The following is an 18,523-nucleotide window of genomic DNA, read 5'->3' as shown; positions in this document are numbered from 1 at the left end:
TTAGTGCTCTCTGGCATAGCCTGTATGTTACAGCAATATGCCTACGCTTGCCTTTTATTTCAATCTCCCTATCCAAAGCTTTTTGTAAACTTTTGTCGAAGTTGATTCAAGATTTCATGATACTGTCCGTTATAAAATTTATGATAAGTCTGTCACATCAGGGCAGCGGTTATAGCGGGAAATTTTATGGCAACATTCATCGATTCCATTGACGAGCGCACCAAGCTCGCTGGCACCAATCACCTGGAAGTACTCTTATTTAATCTGGGCACCAGTGATGCCACTGGTCGTAATGAGGTCTTCGGCATCAACGTCTTTAAAGTGCGTGAGGTGTTGAACATACCGGAAATCACCTCGGCACCTGAGATGCCTGATGGTATCGAGGGCTTTGTCAGCCTGCGCGGTGATATGGTGCCGATTATCAATCTGCAGAAGTTTTGCCATCTTGAATCCAAGGACGAACCCCGGATTCTGATGATCACCGAATACAACACCCATGTGCAGGGCTTTCTGGTCAGCTCCGTGGATACCATCCAGCGACTGAACTGGGAGCAGGTCAAAGAGCCGCCGCAACTGATTTCTAAACGTTTGGGCGGGCTGGTCACAGCGGTAGCTGAACTCAGTGACAAACGTCTGGTAATGATCATGGACGTTGAGAAGGTGCTGGCCGACGCAGGCGAATTCTATGATGAAACTGTGTTCGACGGTATCCGGCATATCGGTGAGCACCACCAGTATCGTTTATTGTTCGCTGATGATTCCAATATTGCCAGAAAGCAAATCAAAAAGACCCTGGATGTGATGGGGGTTGACCATATTGGCGCAGTAAACGGCGCAGAGGCCTGGCAACTGCTGATTAAACTGGCTGATCAATGTGAGCAGGAAGGTCGAGATATCACCAGCGAAGTGCAGGCAATCCTGACTGACGTGGAAATGCCGGAAATGGATGGTTACGTGCTGACCCAGAAAATCAAGGCTGATCCGCGTCTATCACATCTCCCTGTTATCATGCACTCGTCCCTGACAGCGCAGGCTAATCAGGCGATGGGCCGTGGCATCGGTGCCGATGCTTATGTATCTAAGTTCCAACCACGCGAGCTGGCGGATACTTTGGAGCATTTCCTGAAAAGATAGAACTTTGGAAACTTCCAATAAATCAATCAGTAACAATTGCGACGCGGCAGAAATTAGACTAACCTGTCACGTTTTGTGATATCCATCACATTTGGATGCGGAGCAAGGGAAAGATGCATAACAAGCAGACAAGGCGCGTGGCATGATCCACAACAGTATCCGGATTGTGGATAATCTGGCTGAAATTACCAGTCACCACGATCGACATGTACTTGAAAAAAGTTTATTGAAAACGCTCAATGAACTGTTTCCAACCCAGGATTTGCGGCTTTTTCGCGTGCGTGAGCAGTCCGACGGTCATGAATTGAGCCTGCTGGCCTTCTGCGTCAACAGCGTTATTGTCTCGACGGATGATAATCCCAAACTGCTGGGCAGTGATTCCGAGATCAGTGATGCGATTAACCGGGCCATAGAAACTGGCGATGTGGAACTAAGCAGCACGGAAAAAGGCGAGTGGAATGTGGTGTATCCAGCCTTTGATTCTCATGGCGATATATTTGCGGTTCTCCTGATTTCTACCGATACCTTGCCTTCTGCCAGTGATCAGCGTCTTGTCTACGGTATTCTTCGTGTCTACTCGAACTATCTGGCCTTGATCGAGAAAACGCAGAAAGACAAGCTTACCGGTCTCTACAACCGGGAAACGCTGGATAATGAAATCACCAAAATTCTGGTGCGGCAGAGCGATCACCTGGAAGAAGAGGTCTCTTCTCCGAACGATTCCCGTCGTCGCGCCTATTCTATCAAGTACTGGCTGGGTGTCATTGATATCGACCACTTCAAATCGATTAATGACAACTACGGTCATCTATACGGTGATGAAGTCATCATACTGGTGGCGCGCCTCATGACATCCGGGGTGATTCGTGATGATGATCTGGTCTATCGCTATGGCGGTGAAGAGTTTGTAGTAGTGCTGAGAGCACCTGATGAAAATGATGCAATGAACACCTTCGAGCGCATACGTCAGATGATCGCCGAATATGACTTTCCACAGCTCAAGCAGGTGACAACAAGCATCGGCTTTGTAGAAATCAGTCATCAGCAATCACCTTCAGATGTCATAGGTGAAGCGGACGAAGCCTTATATTATGCCAAGCAAAACGGCCGTAACCAGGTGCAGAGTCACAGACAACTGGTTTCAGACGGCCATATCCATCCAGTGTCAAAACTCGCCCATGGTGATGTAGAATTATTCTGAAATTCATCAGTCAGTTATTACCATGAGCCAGAGACATTACAGCCTGTTCGATAAATTCATCATTGAAGTCGATAAAGCCCTGACAACGGTCGCCGGAAAACCGGAAACCACCGCCCGGGCGATACCCGGTCATGATATTGAAGAGGCGGAGCTGAGCCCCGCTGAGCGCAAGCAATCTGCAGGCCTGATGCGGGTTAACCATGCCGGCGAAGTATCCGCGCAGGCCTTGTATCAGGGGCAGGCTCTGACAGCAAAACTACCCCAGGTCAGAGAAGCTATGGAACTGGCGGCCAGGGAAGAAAATGACCATCTGGTCTGGTGTCAGCAACGCTTGGATGACTTGTCATCACACACCAGTGTGCTCAACCCGCTGTGGTATGCCGGTTCGTTCACGCTCGGCGCAATCGCAGGCAAAATCGGTGATAAATGGAGCCTTGGCTTTGTGGCTGAAACTGAAAAGCAGGTCGTCGAGCATATCGATAGTCACTTGAAAGTCATCAGTGAACACGACAAGAAAAGCCGTGCCGTGCTGGAGCAGATGAAAATTGACGAAGCGCATCATGGCACAAATGCGCTCGAAGCCGGGGGCGCATTGTTACCGCAGCCTATCACTCATTTGATGGCGATGATTTCCAAGGTGATGACGCGAAGCAGTTACTGGATCTGATTGGATCAGTCTTACTGAATATTGTTCAACGCCACTGAAATCAGGTACCTGCTACTGTCAGAGGGGTCTGTTTCTACCCGTAACACCTTGCCTTTGGCCATAAAAGGGGGGAAGCGGTCATTGTCCGTATGCATCTCTAAATCGAGCTCAGCGCCTACGGGTGGTGCATAGTCAGTCTGCATCATCAAGCCAGTAGCACTGAGATCTTTACTCACTCCTTGGTAAGTAACATCACTGTTTTTGTTCACATTGAAACGGACGCTGGTTTCAACCCGCATTCTGGTAAATGAACGTTTTTCCTCGTAATCCTGAGACATCGACGACTCCGTAATTGTTCTGTTGCCTATCTGTATCAGCTAACCTAAGCTTAAGGTAACGCATTCAAACAGGGAACACCATGCAGAGACGTACCGAACTTCAGGTCAGTGATTTATATCAGCATTGTGACCCCAGTAATTGGCAATTTAATTCGACAGCAGACCTGGAAACCTTGCCCAGTATTGTTGGTCAGGATCGCGCCCAGTCCGCCATCGACTTTGGGGTGAATATTGATGCTGAGGGATACAACCTCTTTATCATGGGACCAGCCGGTGTCGGTAAATACACCCTGATTAAACGTTTCCTTGATGAGCACTCACGAAATCAGCCGCGTGGTAAGGACTGGGCCTACCTCAATAATTTTGCCGATCCGCAAAAGCCCTGGGCTGTCGCTCTGCCTGCAGGGCAGGGCAATCAACTGAGACACGACATAGAAACCATTATCGGTCATCTTGAGACAGAGTTACCACAGGCTTTTGATGACGAGTACTATCGGGGAAGGATGCGCTCGCTGGAAGAGGCCGCGCGCAAACACCGGGTCAGATTATTCGGCGTATTACAGACAGAAGCTGACAGGAAAGGCGTGGTGTTGCTGCGGATGCAGGATGGCAGCTATGCCTTTGCTGCCCAGCGTGATGGCCAGGCGATGACGTCCGAGGAATTTGAGCAATTACCGGCCCACGAGCAGGAAAAGACGGAAGACGCGATTGCCGACCTGCACGAAGAGCTGCAACACACGCTGCTCGAATTACGCGAATGGGAGCGGGATAATTTCCGCAAGCTGCAGGCGCTGAATGATGAAGTCGCACTGGAAGTTATCAGTAAGCACATCAATAAAATCAAACATGCCTATCCCAGCTCGAATAAGCTCCAGCTCTATTTTGAGGCTATGCTGAAAGACATTCGTGACAATGTCGATGCTTTTGTGAAGCAGGAAGCCGGCAACGCTGAAGAGGCTGCGGGTGAGGATAGTTTGCTCAAACGCTATCAGATTAATCTGGTGGTAGATAATTCACAAACGCAGGGTGCCCCTGTCATCTACGAAAACCTGCCCCATCACCAGACTTTGCTGGGCTGTGTTGAGAACATGGCGATGATGGGGGCGTTGGTCACTGACTTCAGCTTGATTAAAGCCGGTGCCGTTCACCGCGCGAATGGCGGCTACCTCATCGTCGATGCCGAGCAATTGCTGATGCAGCCGTTTGGCTGGGAAGGCCTGAAACGTGCATTGAAATCCCGAGAAGTACGCTTTGATACACTGGAACGTATTTATAGTCTGGTAGCGACGGTTTCACTGGAGCCGGAGCCTATTCCGCTGGATTTGAAGGTGGTCCTGCTGGGGGACCGGCATCTCTATTACCTTCTGTATGAGATGGATCCGGAATTTGCCGGCCTGTTTAAGATTGTTGCCGACTTTGAAGAGCATATGCCCCGGAGTGCCGATAACGATATGTTATTTGCGCGGATGATGGCCAGTGCCATTGATAAGGAAAACCTGTTGCACCTGGATAAGGCTGCTGTGGCTCGGGTCATAGAACACAGTGCAAGGTCGATTGAGGAAAACAGTAAATTTTCCTTACACCTTGGCGATATGACGGATCTGCTGCGAGAGTCGTCTTACCTTGCGAGGCAAACCCAGTCGAAACTGGTGGCCCGGGAACATGTGCAAACGGCCATCAATATGCGCGAACAACGGCTGGACAGGCTGCGATCACAGATTTACAGCCAAATTGAACGCCAGGTTATTGATATCGACGTTATCGGCAACCAGGTTGGTCAGGTCAATGCGCTATCAGTATTGAGTATCGGCGGTTTCAGTTTTGCTCAGCCATCCCGAGTGACCGCCAGTGCCCGTTTCGGCGATGACAATATCATCGATATAGAGCGTGAAGTCGAACTCGGCGGCGATATTCACAGCAAGGGTGTTTTAATCTTGAGTGGCTATCTGGGCAAAACCTACGCGGCCGATGCGCCGCTATCGATGGCTGCAAGTATTGTCTTCGAGCAGAGTTACGGCGAGGTGGATGGTGATAGTGCCAGCGTGGCCGAATTATGCGCCTTGCTGTCCTCGGTAGCCGGGGTGTCGCTGAAGCAGTCCTATGCCATTACCGGCTCCATGAACCAGCATGGCCATGTTCAGGCAATTGGTGGTGTTAATGAGAAGATTGAGGGTTTTTTCGATATCTGCAAGATGCGTGGCCTGACCGGCAAACAGGGGGTGATTATCCCGGCTTCCAATGCTCAGCACCTGATGCTTCGCCAGGATGTGATTGATGCTGTCAGTAAAGACGAGTTTCATATTCATGCGATTTATCATGTCAATGATGCACTCAGCCTGTTATCGGGGCTCGATGCTGGAGAGCGGGATCAGCAGGGTGAGTTTACCGCAAACAGCTTTAATGCCGCCGTCGCAGAAAGACTGAAAAAATGGGCCGACCTGCACCGACATGATAAAGAGAATCAGTCGGACTAATCAGGCAATTCATGCTAACTGTGTCAGTGCCGATAAGGTGATTGAAGATGAAATATTCGGGAGTGCCAATATGCGCGGATACATGCTTTTGATTGGGAGTTTATGCTGGTTGGAGGCAAATGCCATGTCGCTGCCGCCGGTTCCCACCGAACCCATTTATTTTGAGCCCCCGGTGGTTCACGCTGAACCTGAAGTCAAAGCGCTGAGTTGCTATGATTTGGATATGGCCATCAATCAGTTACATCCCTATCGCTATAGTTACAAGCCGCAGTTCTATGAAGATGGCACCAACAAACTGGCCACCGCTATGGTGATTTTTGACAGTGTGCCTCTGGTCGAAGGCTGGCTTGGTTTGGGCTATCTCGGTTATTCGGCGCTAGTCGATGAAAAAGAAGACAGAAGACAGCTTCACGTCGAACAACAGATTACCTCTCTTCAGCGGGTCAAAGCTGAAAAACACTGCTACGAATAAGACCTGATCAGGATCAACACTTCGAGCTATTTTGTTGTTGCTTTGATGATAACTCATGTAATATCAGCTATAGCAATTACCCCAAGAGGTATGAGAGATGAGTAGCACACTTGATATTAAAACAAAGTGGTACGAAGCGAATTTAAAGACAGCACGTGAAAGCCGTAGCAAGTGGTATGAAGCGAATAAAAAACCCGCTTCAACTTCCGCTGAGCCTTGGTACAACGCTAACCAGCGTCCGGCAAAAGAAGTCGAGATTCCCTGGTACAAAGCCAATTTGGTCAAACATCAGGAGACCAAAAATAAATGGTACGCAGCGAATCTGCATCAGGCTGTTGAGTCCGTTCGTGCTACCCGCAAATGGTACGAGGCCAATAAGAAGCCGTCTGAGGTAGAACAACGCTGGCAGCATTTCAGTGAAGAAATGTACAGCGATGTGAAAAAAAACTGGATGCGTCTGAATCTGGAGCAAGCCAGAGAACGTCGTACCAAATGGTACGAAGCGAATCAGGACAGCACGCCGACTGAAAAGCACTGGTATGAGATCAGTGATGAGGTCGCTACAGACACCAAGAAAAAATGGTGGCAGGCCAATCTTGAACAGGCCCGTGTGTCTCGTCATAAATGGTACGAAGCCAATATCCATCCGGATCCTCATGCCGAGTTGAAAAAACGCTGGCGTGAGTCCAACCTGAGTTTGGTTCGTACCCAGCGTGCCAAGCAGAAATATTTCGCCGAGAGCGCTAATCGTGCGCATGAAAATCAGAAGTGGTATGAGGCTAATCAGCGCCCGGCTAAAGTGGTAGAAACACCATGGTACGAAGCTAACCAGGTCGCGCATCAGCAGACCAAGAACAAGTGGTACGAAGCGAATCTGCAACAAGCGATTGCTAAAGTGCGTGATCAGCGTAAGTGGTACGAAGCCAATCTGGATCATACGCCGACCACGCGTCACTGGTATGACTTCAAAGAAGCTGGTGATACAGACTGGAAGCTGGCGTTTCGTGAGGAGAATCTCAGAAAGGCCCGAGAAAAACGCCACAAATGGTACGAAGCCAACCTGGATAACACGCCGACCGAGAAGCACTGGTATGAAATCAGTGATGAGGTGGCAACAGAAACCAAGAAAAAATGGTGGAAAGCGAATCTGGAACAGGCCCGTGTCAATCATCACAAGTGGTATGAAGCCAATATGCATCCGGATCCGCACCTGTCACTGAAGAAAAAATGGTGGCAGGCCAACCTTGACCTGGTTCGTGCTCAGAGAGTCAAGCAGGACTGGTTCCGTCAGAACATGATCATTGCCCGTGAAGCACGCAAAAAATGGGATCAGTTTGAAGACTGATTCCTGAAATCGTCTTAAGGCCGTCAGTGGTGTTCAACCGGACTCTGCTGGCGGCCTTTTTGTGTCTGCTACTATGACTCTCACAATGGTATTTCAGCAGCAAATCTAGAATGGATAATGGTATGGAGATTGAGTGCATCACGGTGGGCGCCTTCCGGGTCAATACCTACCTGGTTCGAGATCAAGCGACCGGTCAGGCAGCCATCATTGATACCGGGGAAACAGAAGAACTCGCCGAGTATCTGGAGTCTCTGGCGCCACCGGCGGATATCCGTATGATTCTGCTGACCCACGGTCATCTTGATCATGCCGGCTCACTGGTGCGACTTCAGCAGAGCTTTGATGTCCCGACTTATCTGCCACGATTGGAAAAGCCGTTGTTTGAGACCCTGCCGCAGCAAGGTGACTGGTTCGGGGCGCCGCATATGAACCGGGCTTGTGGTCGAATCGATCACTATGTCGACGACGGCGATAGTATTCAATTGGGTGAGACCACGCTGCATTTCATTTCGACTCCGGGTCATACCCCCGGGCAGGGATGCTATTACGACGAGCAGGATATTTTTGTCGGTGACACGCTGTTCGCCGGAAGTGTGGGCAGAACGGATCTACCAATGGGTGATACGGCGCTGATGCAACAAAGCCTGGAAAAGCTCATGCTACTGCCCGGTCATTTACGCGTCCACAGTGGCCATGGTCCTGTAACCACGCTGGCACAAGAACGCGAAACAAATCCTTTTTTAACTTTCACACATTAAAATAATTATGGCGCACACTTACAAACTTTTAGAAGGTTTTCAACGCTTCAAGAATAATTACTTTGGTGATGACAAAAAGCTTTACGCAAGCATGAAAGAAGGGCAGCCAACCAAAATTCTGATGGTGGCCTGTTGTGACTCAAGAGTGGACCCGGCAATCTTGACTGATTGTGACCCCGGTGACATTTTCACAGTGCGTAATGTCGCCAACCTGGTGCCGCCCTGTGAGGAAGATCAGCATTATCATGGCACCAGTTCCGCCATTGAGTTTGCGGTCAAGGGCCTGGGCGTAGAAAGCATTGTAGTGATGGGCCATGCTAACTGTGGTGGCATAAAAGGTTTGTGGGAGAGTGAAAGCCTGGATGATTCACAGTTTATCCATCGCTGGGTCTCTATTGCCCAGGAAGCCAAGGAATGGGTTAAGGTGAATCATGCTGGGGACAGCCATGCCGCCCAGTTAAAAGCCTGTGAGCAACGCTCGATACTGGTGTCGTTAAAGAATCTGATGGGGTTTGATTTTGTCAGAGAGCGTGTAGAAAAAGGCTCAGTGAAGATACACGGCTGGTATTTCGACCTGGCGGCTGGGGAACTGTTTTGCTATAACGCCGAGAAAGACCAGTTTGAACCACCGCAGGCCTAGCTGGAGAGTGAGGGAGCAATAAAAAGGCGCTGTCAGAGCGCCTTTTTTGTTTATTCAGGTGCGCTGGCAGCGCCGGTATCGCTATCAAGTTCGCCACCGGCGGCTTCTTCCATCATCGCTTTGTTAGCAGCCTCCTGCGCCTCTTCTTCAGTGTTTTCTGGGTCATCGATGATCTCTACTTCCTCATCATCACCCAGTCCAATCAGATTCATCAAACCACCGAAGAATCCGGTTTTCTGTTGATTGAGTGGTACAACAACGTTTTTGTCCTGACGGTCGGCCTGTGGCAGCTCTTCACGGCTGGCAACAATTCGGGTATCACCTTCAACATGACTCAGAGTCTCATCATCATTGAAGTAGAGGGTAATACGCCGCTGTTCACGTTCTTCGCCGCCGGGCTGGTAGCTGTATATGTAGTCCCAGCGGTTGGGGTGAAAGGTATCAATCAATAATGGCGTGCCCATGACATAGGCCACTTGATTCTTGGTCATGCCGGGCTCGAGTTTATTGATCATCTCCTGATCAACATTGTTGCCCTGTTGAACATCAATCTGATACAGACCTGGGATATTATCGGTGCTGCAGGCAGACAGGAGTAAAAACGCAGTCACGGAAAGGCTGTAAACGATGAAACTTTTCATTTAGTATTACTTGATGTAGTTGATTACCAGATTGCGATGATACTCTATTCGCAGCATTTCTACGAGGCGATAACAATAATGGAAAGACAAGATCTACGAAAAGCCGGACTTAAGGTCACTTTACCCCGATTGAAAGTACTGGAAATCCTGGAAACTGCCGAGCAGCGCCACATGAGTGCTGAAGATGTTTATAAGGCATTACTGGAAATGGGAGAGGAAATCGGACTGGCCACCGTGTATCGGGTACTGACCCAGTTTGAGGGCGCGGGCCTGGTATCGCGCCTGAATATCGAAGGCGGCCATGCCGTATTTGAACTGGAAAGCGGTGAACATCATGACCATCTGTTTTGCGTAAAATGCAATCGCATTATTGAGTTTTATGATGAAGTGATAGAGGAACGCCAAAAAGCCATTGCCAAAGAAAAAGGCTTCGAAATGACTGACCACAGCCTGTACATTTATGGCATCTGCAACAGCGAAGACTGCAAGAACGACCGTTAGTCAGTTTTGGGCCTGATCCAGCATCTCCTCTGCATGAGAGCGGGTTTTCTGGGTCAGGTTCACGCCCCCTAACATGCGGGCAATTTCCTCCACACGCTGGTTTTTATCCAGCTTATCCACCGTGATGTGCGTGCTGTCATCCCGGTGTTTTTTGCTGACCTGTAATTGATGATGTGCCTGTGCGGCAACCTGAGGTAGGTGGGTGATACAGATGACCTGTTGAGTGGCAGCCAGTTCGCGCAGATGCTGGCCCACCACTTCAGCGACACTGCCCCCAATACCGACATCGACTTCGTCAAAAATCAGGGTAGGCACTGTTCTCTGGCCGGCAGTGACAACCTGGATTGCCAGGCTGATCCGAGCCAATTCACCCCCTGAGGCGACTTTAGCCAGATCACCGGCGGGCTGACCGGGGTTGGTCTTCACCAGCAATCGAATCTGATCGGCGCCGTGTTCAGTGATTTTGCCGTCTGGAATAGCCTCGACTTCAATACTGATACTGCCAGCCGGAATCGCCAATTGCCGGATAGAGTGTGTAATTTGTTCCGCCAGCGGCGCGGCTGCCTTGTGACGACGCTGATGTAATGTTTCACACAGCTCTTGGCAGTGCTTTTCTTTTGTTGTGACCTGCTTTTCTAAATCGGCCAGGGTTACATCGCTGCCGGTAAGTGCTTCTAATTCCTGGCTGAGTGATTGAAACAAAGCCGGCAGCTGTTCAATTTCCACATGGTGTTTACGTGACAACTCGTGCAGCAGGGACAACTGGTTTTCGATGTCGTTGAGTCGGCCCGGATCCAGTTCGACATTATCCAGGTAATGACGCAGATCGGTTGCCGTTTCATCCAGATTGATCACCGCTGAGTTGAGGGTTTCCACCGCACTGGCAAAGCGTGGCTCATAATCCTGCAGTTTTTCCAACTCGCTTAAAACATGACTCAGTACATCATAGGCAGCCGCCTGGTCGGCATCAAAAATCTGGTGCAGGCCGGATTCGGCGACGCTGATAAGCTGCGAGGCATTGGCAAGTTGACCCTGTTCCTGTAGCAAAGCGGCAATGCTGTCTTCCGACAGGTTCAGCGCCTCCAGTTCATCAACCTGATATTGCAGCAGCTCCTGACGGGCTTTTTGTTCCTCGGATTGCTGCTGCAGATTATCGAGTTGCTGTTTGAGGTTCTGCCAATCGCGATAGCTGATTTTAAGTTCATCAAGCAGTGCTTTATTTTTGGCCACAATGTCCAGCAGTTCGCGCTGTGTCTGGGGTCTTACCAGAGACTGGTGTGCATGCTGGCCATGAATGTCGATACTGCGCTCGCTGACTTCACGTAATTGTGTCAAGGGGACGACCCGACCGTTTATGTAGCCTTTGGAGCGGCCATCTCGACTGATGGTACGGCGCAGGTGGCACTGCTCGTCATCATCCAATTCCTGATCGATGAGCCAGTCACGTAGAACGGAATTATCATTCAGGCTGAAATCCGCCTCGATTTCAGCGCGGTCAGCACCATGACGAATCATATTGGAATCCGCACGGTCACCCAACACCAGACTCAGTGCGTCTACCAGCATTGATTTACCGGCCCCGGTTTCACCGGTCAAGGATGTCATACCGGTATCAAATGTCAGAGCCAGGTCTTCGACAACGGCCAGATTACGTACACTCAGGCTGGTCAGCATGTCAGTTTTCTACCCCATTCCAGTTTTGCCCGGAGGATAGAATAATGGTCGTGATCTTCCAGATGCAATAGCCGGATTTGACTTTGATGGCGTTCTATTCTGACAGTATCGCCAGGACGCAGAATCTGCCCGGGTCGACCATCACAGGTGACCATACCGGTAGTGATATTATTTTCACTTAAGGTGATTTCAATCCGGTTGTCAGCCGCGACAACCAAAGGTCTGTTGCTCAATGTATGAGGGCAGACTGACGCCAGAACGATGGCGTCCAGATCAACGTCCAGTATCGGGCCACCGGCAGACATCGCATAAGCGGTGGAACCCGTCGGTGTGGCAATCACCAGGCCATCGGCGCGCTGACTGTTGAGAAACTTGCCGTTGATGTAGGTTTCAAACTCAATCATGTGGAGGTTCTGGTGAGCATGAATGACAACATCATTCATCGCGATGCCGGGGGCTTCATCATGACCCTGTATCTGGGCCTGCAGCATGAAGCGACGATCGTCACGATAACGGCCGCTTATCACTTGCTGTAATTGCTGTTCGAGATTATTCAGGGTGACATCAGCCAGAAAACCCAGGCGACCGACATTGACGCCGACAATCGGCATGTCGGTACCTGCGAGCGCCCTGGATGCAGACAGCAGGGTGCCATCACCACCAATCGCAATGGTCAAATCACAATGCGCCGGAAATGCTGTCGCCGGTACCAGCGTTAAATCCGGCAGAAAGCTCAGCTTTTCATTACAGACGACTTCAAGTCCGGCCTGGCTGAGAAACGCGTTCACGCGCTCGACGGCATTTTCCATCACCGTGTCGTCTTTACGGATAAACAGGCCAATGCGTTTGAAGGTTAGGTCAGTGGTCAAAACTGGCTTCCGTTGCTGAGAAATCGTCATCTGATAGTAAAGCTTTTGTCATAAAATCCAAAGCGAAAAGCCGGGGCCGCTGGATTTCGTCGATAACATTGATATTAGCGGCTGCAGAAATGGTAGAATAACGGGATTTTATTATATTTAACCAAACCAACAGAGGAACAAAATGGCGATTGAACGTACACTTTCTATCATCAAACCTGACGCAGTTGCAAAAAATGTCATCGGTGAGATTTACACCCGCTTCGAAAAAGCCGGTCTGCAGGTCGTTGCTGCCAAAATGATGCATCTGTCGCAGGAACAGGCAGAAGGTTTTTATGCTGAGCACAAAGAGCGTCCTTTCTTCGGTGCCCTGGTCAGCTTCATGACTTCCGGCCCGGTGATGGTTCAGGTACTGGAAGGTGACAACGCAGTGCTGACCAATCGTGACCTGATGGGCGCGACAAATCCGGCTGATGCCGCTGCCGGTACTATCCGCGCTGACTTTGCTCAAAGCATTGATGAAAACGCCGTTCACGGTTCTGACTCTGTTGAGAGTGCAGCGCGTGAAGTGGCTTACTTCTTCTCAGCTGATGAAGTCTGTGCCCGTACCCGCTAAGAGGCTCAAATGACTAAATGCACGAACCTGCTGGGGTTGGACCTTAAAGGTCTGGAAGCGTTTTTCGTCGAACTCGGCGAAAAGCCTTTCCGTGCGCGTCAGTTGCTCCAATGGATACATAAATATCGCGTGACGGAATTTGCCGAGATGACCAATCTCAGTAAAGCCCTGCGGGAAAAATTACAGACTGTGTCTGAGATCCGTCTACCGGAAGTCATGCATGAGCATATCTCGCGTGACGGCACCCGTAAATGGATTATCAAACTCGCCTGTGGCAATGCCATTGAAACAGTCTTCATCCCGGAAGACGGCCGCGGGACGCTTTGCGTGTCATCGCAGGTTGGTTGTGCCCTGACCTGTACTTTCTGCTCAACCGCGCAGCAAGGGTTCAACCGTAATCTTGAGGCCGCTGAAATTGTGGCTCAACTCTGGATTGCAAACGAAGCGCTCGGCAAAGACCCGAAAGGTAACCGCGTCGTCACCAATGTCGTGATGATGGGCATGGGCGAACCGCTTGCTAATTACAGCAATGTGGTGACTGCGATGAACCTGATGCGGGATGATTTCGGCTACGGGATTTCCTGGCGCCGCTTGACGCTCAGTACGTCCGGTATTGTGCCTATGATCGATAAGCTGCGTGAAGATTGCCATGTCAGTTTGGCGATTTCTTTGCACGCAGCCAATGACGAACTGCGCGATAAGATCGTGCCCATTAATCAGAAGTATCCCATCTCGGAGTTACTCGCTGCCTGCAAACGCTATGTCGCCGGTGACCAGAAACGACGCCACATCACGGTGGAATATGTGATGCTGGCCGGGATCAATGATTCGATGCAGGACGCCAGAGATTTGGTCAGAATTTTGAAAGATCTGCCCACCAAGATTAACCTGATACCTTTCAATCCGTTTCCGGGTACAGACTATGAATGTTCTTCCCGCAATCAGATTGAGCGCTTCAAACAATACCTGATGGACAAAGGACTGGTTGCGACAGTGCGAAAAACCCGCGGTGATGACATCGTGGCCGCATGTGGTCAGCTGGCCGGTGAAGTACAGGATAAAAGCCGTCGCAGCGTGCGAATGGCCCAACAGCGAGAGGTCGTGTTGTATCGATGAGCAAAGGCTTGCAGAAGTGGTCGTTTGCGTTAATGCTGTCATTTCTGACTGCATGTAACAGCACAGGTACGCGTCCGGAGTATGTCGCGCCGGATCCCAAAGCAGCTGAAATCAATATGCGGCTGGGTCTCAATTATATGCAGCGCGGTGACTATGCGGTAGCGCTGGAAAAACTGCAAAAGGCACTAAAACAGAATCCGAATTTGCCCAGTGCCCACAACACCATTGCATTGCTTTATCAGCAACTGGGCGAGACCGACAAGGCTGAAAGCCATTTTCTGGAGGCGGTTGAGCGGGCGCCGGATTATTCTCAGGCTCAGAATAATTTCGGTGTTTTTCTCTGTAATCAGGGTCGCTATGACGATGCCGAAGCCCGGTTTATGAAAGCGGTAGAGAATCCATTGTACGAAACACCGGAACTAGCCTATGAAAATGCAGGCCTGTGTGCAAACATGATTCCGAGTCCCGATAAGGCAGAGGCTTTTTTCCGTAAAGCATTGCAACTTGAGCCGACACTGCCCAAATCTCTGCTGCGAATGGCAGAGTTGAGCTACGAACAGCAGAATTATCTACAAGCCCGGGGTTATATCCAGCGCTATCAGTCTGCAGCTAGCTGGACGCCTCAGGCGCTACTGTTGGCGATAAAAAACGAAAACAAACTGGATGACCAGGACGCGGTATCCAGCTACACACTGATTCTGCGATCACGTTTTCCTGACTCTGATGAGCTGCAGATAGTTAATCAAGGGTTGATAGACTGATGAGCGAAACACATGAAGAGCCCGTCATGACCAGCACAACGCCAACACTGGGCGAGCGACTGAAACAGGCTCGTGAAGCGAAAAAATACACAATTGCTGAGGTGGCAGCACAGCTTCGCCTGACTAAAGATATTGTGTCTTATCTTGAAAATCAGGAATGGGAGCGTCTTAACGGTCGAACCTATGCGCGCGGTTACTTTGCCAGCTACGTTAAATTTCTGGGGCTCCCTTACGATGAAATGCTGGCCGTGTTCAACTTGGAATACACGGCCACTGAGCCGGCTGTCAATCTCAGGCAGCAACAGCATGTGAGTGAAGAAAGCAGCTTTCCCTGGTTTATGCTGGCATTGATCGCGATTGTCATGCTGGTAGCCTGGCTGGCCTATCAGCAATGGCAAACCACGCAATTGGCCCAACAGAACAACGCTGTTGTCGCGCCTCAAGTCAGTGCGGAAACCGAGCAGGACAGTTTTGCCGATGGTATTGTCGAACCTGTTGAATCTGATGTCACAACCAGAGCACAGCCCATTGAGGCATTATCAGATTCTGAATCTGGCCCTCAGGCTCAGGCACCCGAGACAGACATTGAGTCCGGAACCAACGATATCGCTGGGTTAGAAGAGAGCACCGCAGAGACAGATAACAGCACACAACAAGTCAATCAGATCGAGACTCAGCTTTCATCAGATGCCAGTCAAAAAATGACGCTCAGAATGAGCTTTACTGCTGAGTGCTGGGTTGAAGTCACCAGCGATGATGCTGATGTCCTTGTGAGTCAGGTTATGCAAGCTGATGATTCACTCGAACTGTCGTCTGAACACACACTCAACATCTTGTTGGGCAGAGCTAATGCGGCGACCGTATTTTTAAATGACGAGCAGGTTGATTTAACACCATACACTCAGGGGGATGTTGCGAGACTGACTTTGGGGGTAGAGTCCTGATGGAAACCACAAGCTATATCAAGCGTAGAAAATCTCGCCAGATTATGGTGGGAAACGTGCCGGTAGGCGGTGATGCGCCGGTCGCTGTCCAGAGCATGACCAATACCACCACCACCGATGTGGCTGCGACAGTCAAACAAATTCAGGCTTTGCAAAAAGTCGGAGCGGATATTGTCCGTGTGTCTGTGCCCACAATGGATGCGGCCGAAGCCTTCGGCCAAATCCGCAAGCAGGTCAACATCCCATTGGTGGCCGATATTCATTTTGACTATAAAATCGCGCTTCGAGTGGCAGAGCTCGGTGTTGACTGCCTGCGGATCAACCCGGGCAATATTGGTCGCGAAGATCGGGTTCGTGCCGTGGTTGATAAAGCTCGCGATTACGGCATTCCAATCCGTATCGGCGTCAATGCCGGCTCTCTGGAAAAAGAACTGCAGAAAAAATACGGTGAACCGACACCGGATGCGCTGGTTGAATCGGCGCTGCGCCACATTGACATTCTTGACCGTCTGAACTTTCCTGATTTCAAGGTGAGTCTGAAAGCCTCGGATGTGTTTATGACTGTTCATGCTTATCGCAAGCTGGCCGATCAGATCGAACAGCCCCTGCATTTGGGCATTACCGAAGCGGGTGGGCTGCGCAGTGGTGCTGTGAAGTCATCTATCGGTCTGGGTATGCTTCTGGCAGAAGGGATTGGCGATACGATCCGTATTTCGCTGGCAGCGGATCCGATCGAAGAAATCAAAGTCGGTTTCGATATTCTTAAAAGCCTGCGAATCCGGAACAAGGGCGTAAACCTTATCGCCTGTCCGTCATGCTCACGCCAGCAATTTGATGTGATTTCTACCGTCAACGCACTGGAAGCCCGGCTGGAAGACATTACAGAGCCTATGGATGTGGCTGTTATCGGCTGCGTTGTCAATGGGCCGGGTGAAGCCAAAGAGGCAGCTATCGGCCTGACCGGCGGTACCCCCAACCTGCTCTATGTTGACGGCAAACCCAATCATAAAGTGGATAATGAGTCACTGGTGGATGAGCTGGAAAAACAAATTCGTCAACGTATCGCACTGCGCCAACCACAGGCAGATAAAGATAAAATTATTCCGATAAAGGACATCAGTTAAACGTGGCAGAGATTATCCGTTCTATTCGGGGAATGAATGACATCCTCCCCGATGTGACGCCCTATTGGCAGGCAGTTGAACACATTCTGAAGACCGTACTGAGCGGCTACGGGTATCAGGAAATCCGCTTTCCTATCGTAGAGAAAACCGAATTATTCAAACGCTCCATCGGCGAAGTTACCGACATCGTCGAAAAAGAGATGTACACCTTCGATGACCGCAATGGCGACAGCCTGACTCTGCGACCCGAGGGCACCGCAGGCTGCGTGCGGGCAGCGATGCAGAACGGGATGCTTAACCAGACTCAGCGACTCTGGTACATGGGGCCGATGTTCCGCCATGAACGTCCACAAAAGGGACGCTACCGACAGTTTCACCAGGTCGGTGTCGAAGCTTATGGCTTTGACGGTCCCGATATTGACGCCGAGATGATTCTGTTGACAGCCAGGCTCTGGAAAGCGCTGGGACTGACCGGTATCACACTACAAATTAACTCTCTGGGGTCAACTGACGCCCGCCTGGCTTACCGCGAAGAACTGATCCGATATTTCCAGGCTCATCAGGACCAGCTCGATGAGGACAGTCTGCGTCGGCTTCACACTAATCCGCTGCGCATTCTGGACAGTAAGAACCCGGATATGCAGGCATTGAATGATGCCGCGCCTAAACTCATTCATCATCTCGACTCTGAGTCCAGAACTCACTTTGAAGCTCTTTGCAGGACGCTCGACAAGGCGGGCATCAGCTATGAAATCAATCCGAAGCTGGTTCGCGGTCTGGACTATTACGGCAAAACCGTATTTGAATGGGTAACCGACCAACTCGGCTCGCAGGGTACAGTGTGTGCCGGTGGGCGTTATGATGGACTGGTTGCGCAACTGGGCGGTAAAGGGGCGACGGCAATCGGTTTTGCCATCGGTATTGAAAGGCTGATTGCGTTGCTTGAAGCGACCGATGCCTTGCCTGAAAGGCCACAACTGGATGCTTATTTAGTCGCCGTCGGTGAACTGGCTGCCGAGCAGGCACCGGTGCTGGCGGAAATGCTGCGCGATCAGATACCGGGCTTTAAGTTGATTAGCCACTGTGGTGGTGGTAGTTTTAAAAGCCAATTCAAACGGGCTGATCGCAGTGGTGCACGCTGGACGCTGATTCTGGGCGAGGAAGAAATCAACAACGAGACGGTCGGTGTCAAAACCATGGCCACCGGTGAACAGGAAACCGTCAGTTGGTGCGACCTGGCAACGCACCTCCGTCAATAATTATAAATAATTAAAGATATAG

The 18,523-nt window shown here is 50.4% G+C and carries 19 protein-coding genes; 15 read left to right on the top strand and 4 right to left on the bottom strand.

From position 1 onward, the window contains the following. Positions 1-186 precede the first annotated feature (186 nt). The 3 genes from OMQ46_RS09500 to coq7 all read left to right on the top strand — a co-directional run bounded on the left by OMQ46_RS09500 (position 187) and on the right by coq7 (position 3,002). Positions 187-1,134, top strand: a complete 948-nt coding sequence (locus OMQ46_RS09500; protein WP_266236537.1) for a chemotaxis protein — start codon at positions 187-189, stop codon at positions 1,132-1,134. A 142-nt stretch (positions 1,135-1,276) separates the two neighbouring features. Next, positions 1,277-2,335 (top strand): GGDEF domain-containing protein, encoded by a 1,059-nt coding sequence (locus tag OMQ46_RS09495; RefSeq protein WP_266236536.1) that lies wholly within the window; start codon positions 1,277-1,279, stop codon positions 2,333-2,335. A 22-nt stretch (positions 2,336-2,357) separates the two neighbouring features. Further along, on the top strand, positions 2,358-3,002 hold the full coding sequence (coq7, locus tag OMQ46_RS09490; RefSeq protein ID WP_266236535.1) for a 2-polyprenyl-3-methyl-6-methoxy-1,4-benzoquinone monooxygenase: 645 nt from the start codon (positions 2,358-2,360) through the stop codon (positions 3,000-3,002). 11 nt (positions 3,003-3,013) lie between these two features. Here coq7 and OMQ46_RS09485 read toward each other — a convergent pair whose 3' ends face one another. Continuing rightward, the gene (locus OMQ46_RS09485; RefSeq protein WP_266236534.1) at positions 3,014-3,319 is read right to left on the bottom strand and encodes a PilZ domain-containing protein; all 306 of its coding nucleotides are present in this window, start codon (positions 3,317-3,319) and stop codon (positions 3,014-3,016) included. Between the two features lie 80 nt (positions 3,320-3,399). Between OMQ46_RS09485 and OMQ46_RS09480 the strand changes: the two genes are divergently transcribed. The 5 genes from OMQ46_RS09480 (at position 3,400) to OMQ46_RS09460 (ending at position 9,008) form a co-directional block, all read left to right on the top strand. Continuing rightward, positions 3,400-5,793 (top strand): Lon protease family protein, encoded by a 2,394-nt coding sequence (locus OMQ46_RS09480; protein ID WP_266236532.1) that lies wholly within the window; start codon positions 3,400-3,402, stop codon positions 5,791-5,793. 124 nt (positions 5,794-5,917) lie between these two features. Then, complete coding sequence (locus OMQ46_RS09475; RefSeq protein ID WP_266236531.1) at positions 5,918-6,265, top strand: hypothetical protein; 348 nt, start codon at positions 5,918-5,920, stop codon at positions 6,263-6,265. A gap of 97 nt (positions 6,266-6,362) precedes the next feature. Next, entirely contained in the window at positions 6,363-7,610 is a 1,248-nt protein-coding gene (locus tag OMQ46_RS09470; protein WP_266236530.1) for a hypothetical protein, read from the top strand. 110 nt (positions 7,611-7,720) lie between these two features. Beyond that, positions 7,721-8,368, top strand: coding sequence for an MBL fold metallo-hydrolase (locus tag OMQ46_RS09465; protein ID WP_266236529.1), 648 nt, complete (start codon positions 7,721-7,723; stop codon positions 8,366-8,368). Positions 8,369-8,375: 7 nt separating this feature from the next. After that, on the top strand, positions 8,376-9,008 hold the full coding sequence (locus OMQ46_RS09460; RefSeq protein ID WP_323135154.1) for a carbonic anhydrase: 633 nt from the start codon (positions 8,376-8,378) through the stop codon (positions 9,006-9,008). Between the two features lie 50 nt (positions 9,009-9,058). Here OMQ46_RS09460 and OMQ46_RS09455 read toward each other — a convergent pair whose 3' ends face one another. Then, entirely contained in the window at positions 9,059-9,649 is a 591-nt protein-coding gene (locus OMQ46_RS09455; RefSeq protein WP_266236528.1) for an outer membrane protein assembly factor BamE, read from the bottom strand. A 78-nt stretch (positions 9,650-9,727) separates the two neighbouring features. Between OMQ46_RS09455 and fur the strand changes: the two genes are divergently transcribed. Then, on the top strand, positions 9,728-10,150 hold the full coding sequence (gene fur, locus OMQ46_RS09450) for a ferric iron uptake transcriptional regulator (RefSeq protein WP_266236527.1): 423 nt from the start codon (positions 9,728-9,730) through the stop codon (positions 10,148-10,150). Here the strand turns inward: fur and recN are convergent, their stop codons facing one another. Continuing rightward, positions 10,151-11,824: a DNA repair protein RecN gene (gene recN / locus OMQ46_RS09445; RefSeq protein WP_266236526.1), complete on the bottom strand. Its 1,674-nt coding sequence runs from the start codon at positions 11,822-11,824 to the stop codon at positions 10,151-10,153. It abuts the gene before it with no gap. Further along, a complete protein-coding gene (locus OMQ46_RS09440) occupies positions 11,818-12,693 on the bottom strand; it encodes an NAD(+) kinase (RefSeq protein ID WP_266236525.1) in 876 nt (291 codons plus the stop codon). The genes recN and OMQ46_RS09440 overlap by 7 nt, the downstream gene beginning before the upstream one ends. Positions 12,694-12,865: 172 nt before the next feature. Between OMQ46_RS09440 and ndk the strand changes: the two genes are divergently transcribed. Genes ndk through hisS form a run of 6 tightly spaced genes read left to right on the top strand, consistent with a single transcriptional unit; the run spans position 12,866 to position 18,501 of the window. Then, entirely contained in the window at positions 12,866-13,297 is a 432-nt protein-coding gene (ndk, locus tag OMQ46_RS09435) for a nucleoside-diphosphate kinase (RefSeq protein ID WP_266236524.1), read from the top strand. Between the two features lie 9 nt (positions 13,298-13,306). Continuing rightward, entirely contained in the window at positions 13,307-14,413 is a 1,107-nt protein-coding gene (gene rlmN, locus OMQ46_RS09430; protein ID WP_266236523.1) for a 23S rRNA (adenine(2503)-C(2))-methyltransferase RlmN, read from the top strand. Beyond that, positions 14,410-15,174, top strand: a complete 765-nt coding sequence (gene pilW / locus OMQ46_RS09425) for a type IV pilus biogenesis/stability protein PilW (protein WP_266236521.1) — start codon at positions 14,410-14,412, stop codon at positions 15,172-15,174. Before rlmN ends, pilW begins: the two co-directional genes overlap by 4 nt. Continuing rightward, complete coding sequence (locus OMQ46_RS09420) at positions 15,174-16,118, top strand: RodZ domain-containing protein (RefSeq protein ID WP_266236520.1); 945 nt, start codon at positions 15,174-15,176, stop codon at positions 16,116-16,118. Before pilW ends, OMQ46_RS09420 begins: the two co-directional genes overlap by 1 nt. Continuing rightward, the gene (gene ispG / locus OMQ46_RS09415) at positions 16,118-17,242 is read left to right on the top strand and encodes a flavodoxin-dependent (E)-4-hydroxy-3-methylbut-2-enyl-diphosphate synthase (RefSeq protein ID WP_266236519.1); all 1,125 of its coding nucleotides are present in this window, start codon (positions 16,118-16,120) and stop codon (positions 17,240-17,242) included. Before OMQ46_RS09420 ends, ispG begins: the two co-directional genes overlap by 1 nt. Before the next feature lie 2 nt (positions 17,243-17,244). Next, entirely contained in the window at positions 17,245-18,501 is a 1,257-nt protein-coding gene (gene hisS, locus OMQ46_RS09410) for a histidine--tRNA ligase (RefSeq protein WP_266236518.1), read from the top strand. The last annotated feature ends 22 nt before the right edge of the window (positions 18,502-18,523 follow it).

Source organism: Methylophaga sp. OBS1 (assembly GCF_026319365.1).
This window is presented reverse-complemented; position numbering and strand designations above follow the sequence as displayed.